We start from the raw sequence: 16336 nt of genomic DNA, 5'->3' as shown, positions 1-16336 counted from the left end.
CATCGCGAGATTCTTGATAGGCTCCTGCCCGCGCCCAGACTCGATCAACAAGATCTAGAGGGCTTCTGTAGTACGACGATACTCCGTGACCGGCTCTTTCAGTTGGTCATGGATAAGATAAAGGGACGGTTCGGGCATGAAGATACCTCCGGTTCTGGCGCAAATATTCCTCTGCGCCCTAATGACGATGTTGTGGACAGGGGACCTACAGGCCCAACAGATCGAGCCCGAGCGATGCCGAACCCGCAAACTCGAAGACATTCCGGCTGAAGAAATGCGTCGCATGGGCGAGGTCATTCGCAACCAAGGCCGCGCTCGCATCGAATACCCTCCCCCTCCCGCAAAGCCTTGGAACCCGCAGGAGGAGGACGGCTATTTCATCTCCGACCAGGGACGCACTCACCCTGGCCTCGCCAGTTGGCGCTATCGCCACTACACGCCCTGTCCGCAGAAGCGGGCGGATGACCAAATGCGGGAATACGGCGGCCACACCGAAGGGATCTTCCACACGCTCGCGCCCCAGTCGGTCCTCGGGCCGGATCGCAATGGCGAGCGCGTTGTTCAGGCAGCCCTGGAGATCGGCAAGACCATCACCGACATGGGGTATGAATTCGACGGCATCTTTTTCACTGTCCATGTCGTCGATGACCGCGTCTGGAACAGCTTCCAGAAGCAGTTCCGCGAAAAACTCGCCAAAGGATCACCCGAAGACTGGGCCGATATCGAGGAGTGCAAGCAGCGGCTGGTTGTCGAGTATGGCGACTACGTCCCATCCCGCTGCATTCAGTTCACCTATTACCGCACCAAACATCTCGCGACACCGGGCGGCAAGATCGCCGACTTCATCGATGTCTATACGATTTCCAACGACGCCTTCGCCAAGTCCCTCAAAGACGAATGCACCGCCAGCGCCGATACCTCACGCCTCTGCAAATCCATCCTCACCGCCAAACGCGGCGGAAAACTCTAGGGCAAACACCAACGACGATACTCCGTGACCGGCTCTTTGATCTGGTCGCGAATAAGATAAAGGGATGGTTTCTGAAACTCTTCCAGGCTGGAACTCCACGCCAGGTAGTGGCCGGTCACACCCAAATTTGAGGCCATAATGAGTAAATCCTTCTGTTTCGCGCCGATTGTGATCGGGGCGGTCATGAACCTGATGATGGCGATGGCGGTCCAGGCAGCGCCCGACAAAAATGGCTATGACCCGTGCGGATCGATCAAACCGACCAAAGAGCAAGTCGACTATCGCACCGAGGTCACGGAGCGCATGCGAAACCGTCTCGCCCCCCCCCTCCCTCCCGCCCCTGGAACCCGGACGTAGATGACGGCTATGCCATCTCTGACTACGGTCGCGCCGATCCAGGATTGGTCTTTTGGGTCTATCAAGTGAACCCCTCCTGCGTGGTGAAGGAGGCCGCCGACGAACTGAGCACTTACGGAGGGCATCGTTGGGCCAAATTCGGCATTTTGCTGCGCGAGAGCGTGCTGGAGCCGGGTAACAATCCTCAGCGGGTCTTGGACGCTGCCCTCGCCGTTGCCCAGAAGATCTACGACATGGGTTACGACCTCGACTGGGCCCACTATCACGTCCAGATCGTCGATGATCGCGTCTGGAACATCTATCAGGACCGCTTCAAGAGATGGCTGGCCGGGAACTTGGCCGACTCCATGCGAGACATTGAAGAGTGCCGAGAAGTCATCTCGGTAACCTCCCGCGATCAACCGCCCGCACGCTGTGTGGTCTTCGAATATCGCCGCCGCATGCATCTGCGCGAGCCAACCAAAGCCGCCGCCGACTTCGTGAAGATGCTGGTCATGTCCGATCCGAAATTCGCACAGACCCTCCGCAACGACTGTCGGGCCCGCGATGACAAGTCCCAATTCTGCCTCAGCATCGCCACCACCTTCCGCATCAGATGGCGTTAACGGTGCCCTCTGGCTCCTTAATCCGGCTGCATGTCATCCAGCCCATCGCGGGATGCGCCCGGATCGAGCGGTTCGGGCGGCTGTAGCGACAGGCTCACCGTGCTGCCGCTTTCGCTTAGGCTCAGCTCGCACCGCTTGATCTGGAGCACCCCGGTGTAGCCTAGGTGGGCATCGGCCAGATGCACCATCTGTCCTTTCCACCACAGCTTGCCGTCCGGGCGGCGCCATCCGGCCAGGCGCAGATTGGCCGTGACCGAGCGGGTTTTCTGCTGAGCAACTAGGGAATTCGCCTGGGTTGTGGCGCTGCCTGACCTCTCGTCCCCACCGGAGAAACTGCCCATCGGCCGATAGCGGGTGACGTCTCCGTTTACCGCCCGGCCTTGGACAAGAGCAGCCGCGTCGCCGCCATCAGACGTCGGCGCACCGCTGCGTCCGAAGATGACGACGGGCGAGAAGAGTCCCTGCTGGTCGACGCTGACCGATCCGCCGAGGATGGCGTCGTGGCTGGCGTCGAGCGTGATTGCATCGCCGTGCGCGCCAACTGCGGCAAGGATGAGATCTCCCCACGGGCCATCGCTGACCAGAAGCGCGTGCAAGGTGCACAGGCGTTTGATTTCACCAAGGACCGTTTCTCCGCTTTTGACGTGGAAATCTTTGACCGAGCGGGCAGAGGCATTCTGCGCGCTGGGACTGATGGACAGTTGGATGCCGAAGGGCTTCAGCAAGGTTTCGATGCATTGACGCACCGATGTGCCACGCAGATTGACCGTCTCCAGGACCGTGCAATCGCTGATATCGGCGGTTTTCGAGCGTCCGCCGATCCGCACCTGATGGGTGCCATCCTCGATAGACCGGTCGAGGCTTTCGACAAAGCCGGTCATCACCTTTTCGCCATCCAGAGTCAGTTCGACAGCACCGCCCGCCGCGACCGGTGAGGTGATCACCTTGGCTGGCTGGCCGCCTTCAACCCATTTTTCGCTGAGCGTTAGCGAGAAGTTCGTAACCGTGCTTTCGGTCGAGGCCACAATCGCGACTGTTTTCCAGCCGCCGAACTCTTGCCCATTCACGGTCAGCACGACCTTTTCCGGCGCCGGAGGCTGGGCCAGGGGAGTAGTCATCGCATGTCCTTTCGCTTTATCGGTCAGCCGTAAGGCATCGCGCCTTCGGCCAGGGCCTGCTCCAGCGTGAGCTTGTTGAAGATACCGCCACGGACAACGCTGACCTTGGCATCGGCGGGCAAGCGTTCGATCCGCAGACTCAAGGCGCCCTGCATTTCCACCTTGGGCGGGCCAACGGCGGCGATTTCCTCGCGTCGATCCATGGGCGGAACCGAGACAGGTTCGGCGGGTTGAGCTGGTTTAGCCACCGGCTTCTCGCCGGATGAAAAGCCAAACCAGCCGCCGATCTTGTCCGCGATGCCGCCGACCAGCGCCTCGCCGCCCATGCCGCCGACCACCGATCCGACCAGCCCGCCGATAGCGGTCCCGATCACCGGCACGACCGATCCGATAGCCGCCCCTGCCATCGCGCCCATGGCAGCGCCGCCCAACCCGCCGATGGCCTTGCCGCCTTCGCTCACCGCCCCGGCGTTGTCGCCTTTCAGCAGGGCACTGCCGACGCTCAAAGCCGACCCCAATGCGCCCAGCGGCCTAAAGAGCTTCCCCCCCAGGCTCCCGGCCATGCTGGCGACCGAGGCGACCGTGTCCATCACGCTCCCGCCTGCATCGGCCTCCTGCGGTACCGGTTCACTGGGTGCCGCTGTTCCCTCCAGCGGATCGGCCCCCTCCAACGGATCGGCCTTGGCGGACGAACCGCCAAAGATCGCGGCACCGGTTGCCAGGACTCCGGCACCGAGCAAGCCCCAGCGCCCCGCCCGTCTCGTCGGGCTAGGCTTGGCAGCATTGGCCGATGACGGCGCCCGTCCTTCCGGCACGATGCCCTCCGGCGCTCCAAAGCCGGGCTCCCGCCGCAGGACGTTCTTATGGTCTTTGCCGTTTTTATCCAGCGTGCTTGGCTTCCCCCGGTCGGCAGGATCGGCGCGCAGATCCATCGGCCCATTGCCCCCCATCCCGCCGCCGGGGAAATTCACCACCCGCACGTCGATGGCGCTGCCACCGCCACCCAGCAAGGGACTACCTCCGCTGCCGACAGTCCCCTTGCCGCCCTTGCCGGGGAGAAAGGACCGAATGCCGCGATATCCGACATAACCCACGCCGAGAGTCCCCGCGACTTGCCCCGCCCGCCCCATCCAGGATGTCTCACCGCCCGCAACGGGACCGCTATTGTCGCTGGGGCCGAAAGCAGCCTGCAAAACGGTGGCGGGCAGAAACTTGGCAGCATCCACGAAGTTTGTGCGGAACTGCATGAACTGATTGCCCGCCAGGCCCGACTGCCGGTCAGCCTCCGACTTCAGCACGCCCTCCTTGTGCAGCGAGTCGAGGCGGTCATCGCGGTATTTGTTGTTTGTCGCCATGCGGCCGAGAACCGGCGCCAAATCCAGCCCGACCAGATTGGCACTACGGCCGCTGGCCTTACCCCAATCGTCGCCAAGCTCCCGGATCATTTCCATCAAAGCTTGCCCAAAATCGCCCTGCGCTCGCTCGCGATAATCAGCGGAATTCAACCCCGCCTTATCGAAGGCCGCCATGGCGGTCGCATCACCGTCCGCGACCTTCCGCAACAAATCACTGGCTTTCAGCAGCGCACTCCCGGCCTCATCCCCTGAATGACCGCTGGCACCGATGACCTTGCCCTCATCGTCATAGCGCACCATCGCCCCCGACAGCAGCGCCGTCATCTGGTCGCGCGGCATCCCGATCATTTCGGGCAGGGCACCAACTTTTTCGACCCCCGCCAGCAGTTGCATCCGGTCGACCTTCAGTTTGCCGCCCAACTCCGTCAGCCCATCCAGGGTCATGGCCAGCGCTTTATCGCTGCCCACCAGATCGCTCAGACGTTTCAGCTTGCCCACCAGCAGGGCGTCGCGGGTATTCCAGGCGGTTTGTACATCGATGGTCGCCCGGGCCAGCGCCTGCGCCTCCTTGCCCGATGCCCCCAGGGCGCCAAGCTGACTGGCAACCGCCAACGCCGCCTCCCGGGTCACCGGCCGGGCCAGGGCGATGGTATCGCTCCAGGCTTTCATCTGTCCGACATTCAACCCGATGCTGTCGCCCGCCTCCTGCGCCGCATGGGCCAATGACTGAAACCCAGCGACATAACGCATCACGGTCTCGGCAATACCGATATCCTCGCCCATGGCACGAAGCGCACCGGACATGATATATTCTCCTTAAAGCTGTATGAGGAAAAACACCGTGCGTCTGACGGCCTTGATTCTAGGATTTCTGGTAATGCTGACCGGCGCCGCCCAGGCGCAGTTAGGAGACGGCACAGTCCCTCGTACCGTCTGGCAGTATGACTTTCCCGCCGAGCAGCCTGCGGGTTGGAAGCCGCCAAAGTCCCCGGCATTCTTCTCAGTGCTGGACTATCAGCGTAGCCACCCAGATCTCTTCATCTGGGAACTGACCGAGAAGATCCGGGGTGGGAAAACCGACAAATATTGGGCGGACTATCTCTCTGAGAATGGCGGGCCGATGAATGCCGGTCTGATGCTGACGATCCAGCAGAGCCGCATCCGCACCCAGCCCTTCTCGGTCAAGGGCTTCATCGCCACCGCCACCGCCGTCGCCGATGGGCTCGCTGCCCGCAACTATCCCATCGACAGCGCCGATATGCGCATCGGCATGCTGACGGAAGAACGCTGGCCAGAGTTTCAGAAGTACCTGAAGGAACGCCACGCCGCCCGCAAGACCGACTGGGAAGTCGGCGGCCCGATCTCCGGAGCCTGCGAATCTTTCCAAGGCACCCGCGAGAACGAGATGTGTATCCAGATCCACTATCGCCGCACCGCCTTCCTGAATGCAGGACCGACAGCCAACCTTCTGGACTATGTCGAACTCATCCAGATCAACGACCTCTCCCGCACCGTCCGGGGGATTTTCATCCCCTTCTGCGACGCCCCCGAAAACGCCAAAACCCTCTTCTGCACCTCCGGCAACCAAAACATGTTCGCCCTCCGCAGGGCCTACCAGAACTCAAAGTTCTAGCGGGGAAAAACACCGTGCGTCTGACGGCCTTGATTCTGGGATTTCTGGTAATGCTGACCGGCGGCGCCCAGGCACAGTTAGGGGATGGCACCGTCTCCCGTACCGTCTGGCGATATGACTTTCCCGCCGAGCAGTCTGCGGGTTGGATGCCCCCTAAATACCCCGCCTATTTTTCGGTGCTGGACTATCAGCGCAGCCACCCGGACCTCTTTATCTGGGAACTGACCGAGCAGATTAGGGGCGGTTGGTCCGACAAATACTGGGCGGACTATCTCTCCGAGAATGGCGGTCCGATAAACGCCTGGATCATGCTGACGATCCAGCAGAGCCGCATCCGCACCCAACCTTTCTCGGTCAAAGGCTTCATCGCCAACGCCACCGCCGTCGCCGATGGGCTCGCTGCCCGCAACTATCCCATCGACAGCGCCGATATGCGCATCGGACTACTAACGCCAACAGACTGGGCCGAATATCAGGTGTACCTGAAGGAACGCCACGCCGCCCGCAAGACCGACTGGGAAGTCGGTGGCCCGATCGCGGGGGCCTGCGAGTCCTTCCAAGGCACCCGCGAGAACGAGATGTGTATCCAGATCCACTATCGCCGCACCGCTTTCCTGAATGCAGGACCGACGGCCAACCTTCTGGATTATGTGACGCTCGTCCAGATCAACGACCTCTCCCGCACCGTCCGGGGGATTTTCATCCCCTTCTGCGACGCCCCCGAAAACGCCAAAACCCTCTTCTGCACCTCCGGCAACCAAAACATGTTCGCCCTCCGCAGGGCCTACCAGAATTCCAAGTTCTAACGAGGAAAAACACCGTGCGTCTGACGGCCTTTATTCTGGGATTTCTGGTAATGCTGACCGGCGCCGCCCAGGCGCAATCAGGAGGCAGCGGCTTCCCACCGAGGATCGTTTGGCACTATGACTTTCCCGCCGAACAGCCCGCTGGCTGGAAGCCACCAAAGTCCCCTGCATTCTTCTCGGTATTGGATTATCAGCGCAGCCACCCGGATATCTTCATCTGGGACCTGAACGAGAAGATCCAGGGCGGAAAAACCGACAAATATTGGGCGGACTATCTCTCCGAGAATGGTGGCCCGATGAGTGCCGGGCTCATGCTGACGATCCAGCAGAGCCGCATCCGCACCCAGCCCTTCTCGGTCAAAGGCTTTATTGCCAACGCCACCGCCGTCGCCGATGGGCTCGCTGCCCGCAACTATCCCGTCGACAGTGCCGATATGCGCATCGGACTACTGACGCCGACAGACTGGGCCGAATATCAGGTGTACCTGAAGGAACGCCACGCTGCCCGCAAGACCGACTGGGAAGTCGGTGGCCCGATCGCTGGGGCCTGCGAATCCTTCCAAGGCACCCGCGATAACGAGATGTGTATCCAGATCCACTATCGCCGCACCGCCTTCCTCAATGCAGGACCGACAGCCAACCTTCTGGACTATGTCGAACTCATTCAGATCAACGACCTCTCCCGCACCGTCCGGGGGATTTTCATCCCCTTCTGCGACGCCCCCGAAAACGCCAAAACCCTCTTCTGCACCTCCGGCAACCAAAACATGTTCGCCCTCCGCAGGGCCTACCAGAACTCAAAGTTCTAGCGGGGAAAAACACCGTGCGTCTGACGGCCTTGATTCTGGGATTTCTGGTAATGCTGACCGGCGGCGCCCAGGCACAGTTAGGGGATGGCACCGTCTCCCGTACCGTCTGGCGATATGACTTTCCCGCCGAGCAGTCTGCGGGTTGGATGCCACCTAAATGGCCCGCCTTTTTCTCTGTGCTGGACTATCAACGCAGCCACCCGGATCTCTTTATCTGGGAACTGACCGAGAAGATCCGGGGCGGATCCACCGACAAATATTGGGCGGACTATCTCTCCGAGAATGGCGGTCCGATGAACGCCGGTCTCATGCTGACGATCCAGCAGAGCCGCATCCGCACCCAACCTTTCTCGGTCAAAGGCTTTATCGCCAACGCCACCGCCGTCGCCGATGGGCTCGCCGCCCGCAACTATCCCATCGACAGCGCCGATATGCGCATCGGACTGCTAACGCCAACAGATTGGGCCGAATATCAGGTTTACCTGAAGGAACGCCACGCCGCCCGTAAGACCGACTGGGAAGTCGGCGGCCCGATCGCGGGGGCCTGCGAATCCTTCCAAGGCACCCGCGATAACGAGATGTGCATCCAGATCCACTATCGCCGTACCGCCTTCCTGAATGCAGGACCGACGGCCAATCTTCTGGATTACGTGACGCTCATCCAGATCAACGACCTGTCCCGAACCGTCCGGGGGATTTTCATCCCCTTCTGCGACGCCCCCGAAAATGCCAAAACCCTCTTCTGCACCTCCGGCAACAAAAATATGTTCGCCCTCCGCAGGGCCTACCAGAACTCAAAGTTCTAACGAGGAAAAACACTCCCGGTTTGCACCGGGAGTGCTCCAGATTACGCCCTCACCGGCCGCACGCGGTTGAGATGATCAACGGCGGCGCCATGCCAGGCGATGAACTCGGCGGTATCGAGACTCTCAATCGTCTCCAGCGGCCAATGGAGGACTGCAGCGATATCGGCCGTCAGGCTTCGCCATTGCCGAGGAGGCGATTCAAGAAAGGGCGCGTCTGCTTGATGGCTCCCTGGAAGTCCTCAGTATCCATCGCGTCGATCAGTTCGATGGGCTCACCCGCCAGCAAAGCCAGGGTGAGGGCGACCTGCTCGATGGCCCCGGTTGCCTGATCGAGGCGCTTATAGTCGCGCACCTTCAGACTGGTCTTGAAGACCAGTTGGTCGACATAGCGGGAAGCGGTGAACTGGATGGGGAATTTCAATTCGTAAGTGACGATATCGCTCATGGCATCTTCCTGATGTGTGGGTCATGAAAAAGGGGAAGCCTCTCGGCTCCCCCTTCGCCTTCGCCAGAAACTGTCTAACGGCAGCCATTGAGGCTGCGGCCAAGGGTGCGGATGCACCCGCCCGGCGAGGGCCAACTTGCTAAGCCAGCATTTCCTCGCAGCGCTGGGCGGTGAATTTCAGTTCCACCGCGCCACCGTCTTTGCCCGAGATTTTCGGGCGGTTGTTCTGGCGGGCTTCGGACAGCACGTAGCGCAGGCCGGTGTCGAAAGCGACCACGACGGTCGCCCCCGCCATGCCGACGAAGCGCTGCAGGCCATCGCCCGGCTTCACCATGATTTTGCAAGTCAGTTCGGCAGATTTGAACTCGGTCGTGAAACCGGCTTCATAGTCGCCTTCGATTTCCTTGATTTCGTCCCCGGCGAGCGTCAGGTCGACGCCCTTTTCGGTGCGCAGCACCTCGCCATTGACGGTAACGCGGGCCTTACCGATAACGCGATCGGTCGCCAAATTAGTATCAGCCATGTTCGATCCTTCAGATTTAAGGGGAGCGCTCAAGCGAGAAGGCCGGATGCGGTATGCTAGGCGCTAGCAGCACAGGACCGGAGCGTACGTCTGTACGTGAGGATCCGAGCAGCGCAGCAACGACGCAGATCGCATCCGGACGAGCGCGCTATACGATAAATTGCAACTGTCCGGCGAAGACCCGGAACTGATTGACGATATTGGTCGGGATGATCGCGTCGACGCGGTTGGCATCGCCCTGGTTGCGCTCCACCACGACCTCGCGCTTGAACTGCTCGATGCCTTCGACGAGGCCCATGCCCTCCCACAGGCTGGCGCGGGCGATCAGCTCATCCTTGATCAGCGTCGGGGTGACGATCGGCTGCCCCGCCAGGATGCGGGTGCCGTCGCTGGCCAGCTTGTGACGCGGGAAGCGGGTTTCGATCAGGAAGCGGATGTCCTTGCGCAGGAACGCCAGCGTCGCAGGCGTCTGCACATCCAGCCAGGCGGCATCGGGCTGGCCCCAGGCGTTCTTCTGGAAGGTCGTGATCTCGCGCTGGATCTGCACCTCGCCGTCCGACGACACCATCCAGGTGGCGATGCCGTGATGCAGCAGGATGTTCTGTTCCTGCTGGGTGAAGCGATCGGTCGGTGCCGGGGGCAGCACGCCCTTCAGGCTGAGGGTGTGGATCGGACGGGCCGGATCGATCGGCAGCTGGAAGGCCGCAATCGCGCCATAGGCCGCCGCCCATTCGTAGGACGGGGTCGGCGAGGCATAAGCCCCCATGGCCGAAACGAACTGGCAGTTGCGGGCATCGCCCCAGCTGGTCAGTTCGCCCAGCGTGCCGCGCTTGGCGGTAAAGCAGATGCCTTCCCGCATGACGGTCGGACCGGCACGGCGCACCAGCTCGTCTTCGAGGTCGGCCATAAAGCCGCTCTCGGTCCAGGGCTGGACGATGTACTCGTACTGCTCGCCGCCCAGAACGGCCAGGATATCGGCCAGATCCGGCGTACCGGCACCAACCACGGTCTGCGCAATGACGGCGGTCAGGCCCGCAGGCAGGCGCTCACCCGGATAGAAGCTGGTGCGGATATCGATGTCATTGCCCAGCGCGCCCAGATGGCGGGCGGTGAAAGTCACGACCGCACCCGATGCCGATGCAGTCACCGCCAGCGTCGTTGCCGTCGCAAGGTCTGCCGCAATCTTAGTCGCAGCCTCGGCAGCCGTGGTGCCCTTATCGATACGGACCTGCACCCGTCGACCGCCGATCCACAGGGTCATCAGGGCGGTTTCTGTGGCAGCGCCCGTCAAGGTCAGGGTCTGGACGGCAGCGATACCCTGGTCCGGGTCACCGACCGGCAGCGCCCAGGTCTCGGTATAGGCGTTGTTCTGGCGCACCACGCTCAGCATATGGGCCAGTTGGCTGCCTGCGCCGAAGGCCAGCAACTGGTCGTCACGGGTAATGCGGGTCGGCACGCCGACGGTGCCGACCGCCTGGCTCTTGGCCTGCCCCAGCACCAGCAGGCGCGACGGATACTGCGGGACCCCGCCGGTGGCACGGCTAGCGTCGAATTCGACATAGGTGAAGGGCGTGCGGATCCCAGCCGGGATCTCGTTGAAAACGATCATAGGCTACTCCTGGTTAGTGGCTTTTTTGGACCGGCGACGCGGGGCGCCGGTCAGGACGTCGCCGCAGCTCAGGCGGCGGCGCCAATAGGGGGTCAGAGCGACCTCGGTCCCGCCCTCGGGGAGCGGGCGGCCGGATGCAGGATCGATGACGCGCAGACGCGCGCCGGAAACGCCGGAGGCATCCGGCGCCGGGATAAGAAACATCTCGTTTTCCTTTGGTTATTGCGGGGGAAGAATCAGGTCTTCCGCCATCGGAACCGTCGTGGTTCCAATTCGATAGGCAGGCGCCATCCGCTCGAACGGGACGAGGCCCGCATCGAACACCGGATCGTCGGGGTTGGCCGGTGGGCCATAGCCTGCGTCGTCGGTCAGCAGCTTCGGGACCTCGACCGTGAAGCCGACCCAAAGGCGGGCGGCATCGCGTTTCAGTACTTTGGCGCCGATATAGTGAACCGGGCCGCAGTCGCCCGACGGTTGCCAGCCCAGCAGCGCACGCCAGACTTCGCTGCGGATGATGCCGAAGCCATCGGCAGCGGCGGCATATCCCAGCGGATCTGCCGTCGCATCCAGCACCGCAACCACCGCCCAGCGCTGGGCCAGATGCTGGCAGAGGTGATAGTCGCCGATGGGCGCTTCCGCCTTGTCTTCCACCGGATGGACGAAGGCGGCGGGCAACACGGCCAGTTGCTGCGACAGCACCCCCGCCTCATCCGCCGCCCCGGCGACCCGCTGGTCGAAGGAGGTTGCCAGGGCCCGCAGGCGATCGATCAGGACATTCATCATGATGCGGCCCCCTGCTCGATAAGGTCGATTGCCAAAAAATGCCCCCCGGCCCAGCGCTCTTCTGCTCCCGCCACCTGGAACCGCCGGTTCTGGCGGGGCCAATGGATGAAGGTATCGAGGCGCTTGGGGCCCAGGCTTTCCAGATAGGGCGTCAGGCGGATGACGGCGCGCATGGTGGGGCGTTTGGCCCCCTCTCCCACAGTTTGCCCCAAATGCTCCTGCGTACCGGAGACCGGGGTCAGCCCTGCCCAGAGCGTCGCCAACGGTTCATAGGTTCGGGCAATTCGCCCACCCGGTGCAGGATCGTCGCTCGCCCGCTCCAGCACGATGCGCTCCCGCAACATGCCGATATCGGTCTTCATAGGCGCACCGGCCGGAATGGCGCCCAAAGGGCTGCCACTCCCATCGGCAGAACCGTTGGCTGCGCCACGGTCTGCACCGCTTCCCGATGCTCGTACCAATGGGCAACCAGCATACGGATACCCTGGCGAAGCGGTTGCGGGACATCCTCCGGGGCCTCGCCGAAGCCGACCTCATAATCGACGCGGAAGCTACCGACAGGGCGCCGGGGATTGGGCCAGCGGGTGACGCAGGCCAACCGATCCCCCGAAACGATATAATCGGCCTCCGGCAGGACCTCCGTGATCCCGGCGACATTGATCACCGCCACCGTCTCCACCTGCCGCACGGGACCTGCAGGCAGGCGATGAACAGCATAGAGATCATCGCTCACCAGCCGCAGCCGCTGACGGATCAGGCGCTTGCGCACCGTCACTTCGCACAGCTGCCGTGCCGCCTGGATCAAGCTTTCGATCAAGCCATCCTCGGCATCATGTTCGATGCGCAGGTACGCCTTGGCATCCGCTAGAGAGACAGGTTCGATAGCGGGAAATTCGATGGTTTCCAGCATCTTCCCATTCTCCTCAGGGGGCCCAGGTGACGTTGGTCATCACCACGACGGATTTTTCGTGGCGCATGACGAAGTCATGGGCGGTGATGCAGCGGATAACCGTCTGATCCAGGCTGAAAGCCGGAACCACGGCACTGCCCGCCTGATAGGCCGCCTCGCCCGACGCATCGATGACCAGCCCCGCCGCCTCGCCGATGACCGCATCGGCCATATCGACCAGGAAAATGTCGCTGACCTCTTCGTTGTTCTCCATGGCGACCGCCACCTGGAGGGTCGAGGCGTAGGGGAAGCCCTGGAGCTTGCCGGTCAGCATTTCGGCACGGAAAACGAACTGGCCACTCTCGTCGCGAACGTTCATCAGCGCCTGTTCGGTCTTGGGCGCCATGATCCAGGCCGGACGCAGCATTCGTGCGCCCGAGGTGCGCAAGGCCAGCACCATCTCGCCCAGATCCGAAACGATGGCATCCAGCGTGCCGCTCGGGTTGGCCGCGAATACCTGGCTGGCCCAATGGCGCAGGCCCTTGGGGCTATTGCCCGTGCCGTCGCCATAGAGGAACGCCAGATCCTGGCGCTGCGCCAGCGCGGCCACCAGATCGTCGCGCACCACCTGATCCGCCGTCGGACCGGCATAGCGGATGAGATCGTTCGACACCGGCACCAGGGCAGCCAGCTTACGGGCCGTCAGGCGCACCTGAGTAAAGTTGGGCTGGCTGGCCGAAATGGGGCTGTTCTCGCCGATATAATCGGCCTGGCTACCGCCTGCGAGCTTGGCCAGCAGCAGCGTACCATTCGGCATCGGCACCACTGTGGCGCCGAGGCGACGTACAACCGACGCCGGGCGCAGCAATTCGGCGATTTCCGCGATCTGCGGTTCGGGAACGATAAAACCACCCGCCGAGCCGGTGCCAGCTTCCAGTGCCTTGGCGGTGTAACCGTCTCCCCAGCTCTTGGTGGCGAAGGCGGCGGCGCGCTCCGGGTCACCCCGACCGGCGGCCAGCGCCCGGATCAGGCGGCCAAGACCAGGAGTATTGCCGGGTTCAAGATTGGGGCGGTTCAGCGCCGCGACGGCGCTTTTGACAGTGGCGATTTCGGTGGTGAGGGTGTTTAGGGTATCGGTCAGCGACTGGTCCATCGCGGTATCTCCGGCTCTGTCAGGGGAAAATGTCGCCGACTTCACCGCTTGGACGCGGGCCGCCGGCTGGCAGGGGAAGGTGACGGGGCTGCATTCGTGGAGTTCGGCGCAGGTGATGCGGCGGCGGCCTTCGCTATCGCGCTCGGCCTGCAGGATGGTGAAACCCAGCGACAGCCCGTCGAGGGCACCGAGCTTCAGCAGCGCAAAGGCCTCTGCCCCGCGTTGAGTGTCGAGTGCCAGGCGCCCTGTCATTTTCAGGCCACGCGCGTCTTCGACCACCTCGGTCCAGACGCCGATGGGCTGAGTTGGATCATGCTGCCATAGCAGCCTTGGCCCGCCTTGGGTCGCCAGCCGTTTAAGGCTGTCGCGGAAGGCTCCCGGCGCGATCACATCGCCGTCGAGGTCGGGGATATCGAACACGGTGCCATAGCCCGTGAATATGCCTTCCGTTTCGGCGTCGGCAGGGACAAGCCCCTCCGCCGCCACGGCGCTCAGCCGTGTCGTAGCCCGTTTCAGGGTAGTCATGCAGGTCTCCTGTTTAAAGTGCCCGCCCGGTGGCGTGGGCTAGCTAAAGCACGTCACCATTTGGCAAGGGCGGATAACCCGCCGCGGCGCGTCGCTCGTTTGTGGTCAGAAAGCTCGCCCCGCTCAGTTTCGCGAACAGCGCATGCCGCCGCTCGACCAGGGCCGGAATGGCATCCTCGTCCGGCGCGAATCGCAATCCGCGCTCGAACTGCGGCAGCAGCCAATCGCCGATGCCATCCTGGATCAGGCGCAACAGGGGCAGGATCGTGTCCTCCCAGAAGGCCAGCCGCGCCTGCTCCATATTCGCGTAGGTCTGGGCATCAGGAATGCCGATCAATTGCGCCGGTACACCGAAGGCCGTCGCGATATCCAGCGCCGCCTGTTTGCGTCCCGCCAGCCAGTCCATATCCTTGGGGTTCAGCGACAGCTCCTGCACTGTTAACCCATCATCGAGTAACATAAGCGATCCGGCTTGCTCCGCTCCACCAACCTGTGCCTTCAATTCAGCCTTCAGACGCATGAATTGTTCATCGGAAAGATGGGCAGGGCCGTCCTTGGGATCATAGACAAGCGCAAGGCTGGGGCGGGCTCCGCTCTCCAGCAGAGCCTCATTCCAGCGCAAGGCTGCATCATGGGAATCGATAGCCCGCGCCGCCGCCTGCAGGTCGCCCCGACCGCGCGGACCCTGCATCGGATCTGCACGTTTCAGGTGGCAGATTTCGCTCGACGCGAAGCTCCTGCCCCCGATCTCAATTGCCTCGCCTCGTTTCGTTACCTTGAAACCAGCTATCGACAGCAACTCAACGGGAGCACCACCTCCCACACCGTTCGGCAAAACAAAGGCTTCGCCCTCGATCACCAGCAGGCTGGCAAGGCTTTCCACCAGCCGTGCCCCTGCCCCACCGGACAGCAGCGAGAGGGCGGAATGGCGCGTAACTTCCACCTGGTCGCGATAGAGCAGCCAGGGCACAGAGGCCACAGACCGCGCGATCAGCGTCAGACAGCGATGGGCGATGGGATTCTCCAGCCGCCTGCCCCCGCCCCTGTGGGGCGCGAGCGCCGCCGTCAGCGGCAAGGCAAGCGGCATCGGCGCCGGTGCGGCCTTCTTAAGGCGCGCACCCAGCCAACGGGGCAGCAACGACATGGAAAAGGCCTCCTTCCGGCCAATAAAAAACCCGCCATAAAGGCGGGTTTTGTTAAATAGAGCGAGCTAATCTCAGGCGTTTCTGCGAGAACGACTTATTGCTCTAAAGAGAGATAGCTTCGAGCCTGATACCGAGCAGTTGAACTCCTGGCCATTCAAACGTTAAGAGGTTTCAAGACATCGCTTTAAGGGAATTTCCACGTCCATGAGTATATTAAAGCTAAGGCCACTCAACCACACCGGCTTCACTTGATCGGGATTGGTTAGATACTTATATAGTAATCCGTAGGGATAACCCCCAGAAATTACCTGCGGAATGGCATAAGAATCCAAGCACTACACAATAAAACTGCAACCCATCCTCTCTAGAGATTATTTTGTTTTATCAGAAGCCCATTCATTCATAGAAATTTCATGACCATTAACGATACTATCATCCAGTTCAATTAGTGAGCGGACCTTAATGCCGCGCCAATTTTGAATATAACATAATCTTGAAAATGATTTCCTGAGTGTACCGACATCCACATCAGACATTAACAATGGATCAGTTTTTATAGGACCATAAAATGCCTCATTGTACTCATCTTCATAAAATTCTATGTAATACAAGCGGCAACTAGATAATAAAAATCCCACGACCATTAATGACACGAAGTTCTTCATCGGATTTCTTTTATGTGAGAAATTACAATCGGTAGCATCTCGCCTACCCTGGCATGGCCATTATCTTCGTGCGATTCGGGATTGTTTGCATCGGGATGCAATGTCCTGGTGATGGCCCATTCATCATTAACGAGGTCTTA

At 61.5% G+C, this 16336-nt stretch carries 20 protein-coding genes; 6 read left to right on the top strand and 14 right to left on the bottom strand.

Going from position 1 to position 16336, the window contains the following annotated elements; genetic code table 11:
- Positions 1-136 precede the first annotated feature (136 nt).
- A complete protein-coding gene (locus ACFSM5_RS15730; RefSeq protein ID WP_379877438.1) occupies positions 137-970 on the top strand; it encodes a hypothetical protein in 834 nt (277 codons plus the stop codon).
- Here the strand turns inward: ACFSM5_RS15730 and ACFSM5_RS15725 are convergent.
- Positions 967-1155, bottom strand: coding sequence for a hypothetical protein (locus tag ACFSM5_RS15725; RefSeq protein ID WP_379877436.1), 189 nt, complete (start codon positions 1153-1155; stop codon positions 967-969). The two genes, ACFSM5_RS15730 and ACFSM5_RS15725, sit on opposite strands and share 4 nt — an antisense overlap.
- Before the next feature lie 237 nt (positions 1156-1392).
- On the opposite strand from ACFSM5_RS15725, the gene ACFSM5_RS15720 reads away from it, so the two are divergent.
- Entirely contained in the window at positions 1393-1932 is a 540-nt protein-coding gene (locus ACFSM5_RS15720) for a hypothetical protein (protein WP_379877435.1), read from the top strand.
- 17 nt (positions 1933-1949) lie between these two features.
- On the opposite strand, the gene ACFSM5_RS15715 is transcribed toward ACFSM5_RS15720, so the two are convergent.
- Both ACFSM5_RS15715 and ACFSM5_RS15710 read right to left on the bottom strand, forming a co-directional pair.
- Complete coding sequence (locus ACFSM5_RS15715) at positions 1950-3050, bottom strand: phage baseplate assembly protein (RefSeq protein ID WP_379877434.1); 1101 nt, start codon at positions 3048-3050, stop codon at positions 1950-1952.
- Positions 3051-3073: 23 nt separating this feature from the next.
- Entirely contained in the window at positions 3074-5209 is a 2136-nt protein-coding gene (locus ACFSM5_RS15710; protein ID WP_379877433.1) for a hypothetical protein, read from the bottom strand.
- Between the two features lie 37 nt (positions 5210-5246).
- Here ACFSM5_RS15710 and ACFSM5_RS15705 point away from each other — a divergent pair, with 37 nt between their 5' ends.
- From ACFSM5_RS15705 to ACFSM5_RS15690, 4 genes are read left to right on the top strand one after another with little or no spacing between them, the layout of a single operon-like run.
- Complete coding sequence (locus tag ACFSM5_RS15705; RefSeq protein ID WP_379877432.1) at positions 5247-6038, top strand: hypothetical protein; 792 nt, start codon at positions 5247-5249, stop codon at positions 6036-6038.
- Between the two features lie 14 nt (positions 6039-6052).
- The gene (locus ACFSM5_RS15700; RefSeq protein WP_379877431.1) at positions 6053-6844 is read left to right on the top strand and encodes a hypothetical protein; all 792 of its coding nucleotides are present in this window, start codon (positions 6053-6055) and stop codon (positions 6842-6844) included.
- A gap of 14 nt (positions 6845-6858) precedes the next feature.
- Positions 6859-7653, top strand: coding sequence for a hypothetical protein (locus ACFSM5_RS15695; protein ID WP_379877430.1), 795 nt, complete (start codon positions 6859-6861; stop codon positions 7651-7653).
- A gap of 14 nt (positions 7654-7667) precedes the next feature.
- Positions 7668-8459, top strand: coding sequence for a hypothetical protein (locus ACFSM5_RS15690; RefSeq protein WP_379877429.1), 792 nt, complete (start codon positions 7668-7670; stop codon positions 8457-8459).
- 41 nt (positions 8460-8500) lie between these two features.
- Here ACFSM5_RS15690 and ACFSM5_RS15685 read toward each other — a convergent pair whose 3' ends face one another.
- The 11 genes from ACFSM5_RS15685 to ACFSM5_RS15635 form a co-directional block, all read right to left on the bottom strand.
- A complete protein-coding gene (locus ACFSM5_RS15685; protein WP_379877726.1) occupies positions 8501-8620 on the bottom strand; it encodes a hypothetical protein in 120 nt (39 codons plus the stop codon).
- Positions 8621-8628: 8 nt separating this feature from the next.
- Positions 8629-8904, bottom strand: coding sequence for a hypothetical protein (locus tag ACFSM5_RS15680; protein ID WP_379877428.1), 276 nt, complete (start codon positions 8902-8904; stop codon positions 8629-8631).
- A 139-nt stretch (positions 8905-9043) separates the two neighbouring features.
- On the bottom strand, positions 9044-9427 hold the full coding sequence (locus tag ACFSM5_RS15675) for a phage tail tube protein (protein ID WP_379877426.1): 384 nt from the start codon (positions 9425-9427) through the stop codon (positions 9044-9046).
- Between the two features lie 148 nt (positions 9428-9575).
- On the bottom strand, positions 9576-11036 hold the full coding sequence (locus tag ACFSM5_RS15670; protein WP_379877425.1) for a phage tail sheath subtilisin-like domain-containing protein: 1461 nt from the start codon (positions 11034-11036) through the stop codon (positions 9576-9578).
- Positions 11037-11039: 3 nt separating this feature from the next.
- Positions 11040-11240, bottom strand: coding sequence for a DUF2635 domain-containing protein (locus ACFSM5_RS15665; RefSeq protein WP_379877424.1), 201 nt, complete (start codon positions 11238-11240; stop codon positions 11040-11042).
- Positions 11241-11255: 15 nt separating this feature from the next.
- On the bottom strand, positions 11256-11819 hold the full coding sequence (locus tag ACFSM5_RS15660; RefSeq protein WP_379877423.1) for a phage tail terminator protein: 564 nt from the start codon (positions 11817-11819) through the stop codon (positions 11256-11258).
- Positions 11816-12181 (bottom strand): phage head completion protein, encoded by a 366-nt coding sequence (locus ACFSM5_RS15655; protein ID WP_379877422.1) that lies wholly within the window; start codon positions 12179-12181, stop codon positions 11816-11818. The genes ACFSM5_RS15660 and ACFSM5_RS15655 overlap by 4 nt, the downstream gene beginning before the upstream one ends.
- The gene (locus ACFSM5_RS15650; RefSeq protein ID WP_379877421.1) at positions 12178-12729 is read right to left on the bottom strand and encodes a head-tail connector protein; all 552 of its coding nucleotides are present in this window, start codon (positions 12727-12729) and stop codon (positions 12178-12180) included. The genes ACFSM5_RS15655 and ACFSM5_RS15650 overlap by 4 nt, the downstream gene beginning before the upstream one ends.
- 13 nt (positions 12730-12742) lie before the next feature.
- Positions 12743-14386 carry a phage major capsid protein gene (locus tag ACFSM5_RS15645; protein WP_379877420.1) on the bottom strand — a complete coding sequence of 548 codons (1644 nt, stop codon included), beginning with the start codon at positions 14384-14386 and terminating at the stop codon, positions 12743-12745.
- Positions 14387-14429: 43 nt separating this feature from the next.
- Complete coding sequence (locus ACFSM5_RS15640) at positions 14430-15530, bottom strand: phage portal protein (RefSeq protein ID WP_379877419.1); 1101 nt, start codon at positions 15528-15530, stop codon at positions 14430-14432.
- Positions 15531-15902: 372 nt separating this feature from the next.
- Positions 15903-16196, bottom strand: a complete 294-nt coding sequence (locus ACFSM5_RS15635; RefSeq protein ID WP_379877418.1) for a hypothetical protein — start codon at positions 16194-16196, stop codon at positions 15903-15905.
- Positions 16197-16336: the final 140 nt, after the last annotated feature.

It is taken from the genome of Lacibacterium aquatile (assembly GCF_042683105.1).
In the GTDB taxonomy this organism is placed as follows: domain Bacteria; phylum Pseudomonadota; class Alphaproteobacteria; order Elsterales; family Elsteraceae; genus Lacibacterium; species Lacibacterium aquatile.
The sequence above is the reverse complement of the archived record's forward strand: the minus strand, read 5'-3'. Positions and strand labels throughout refer to the sequence as shown.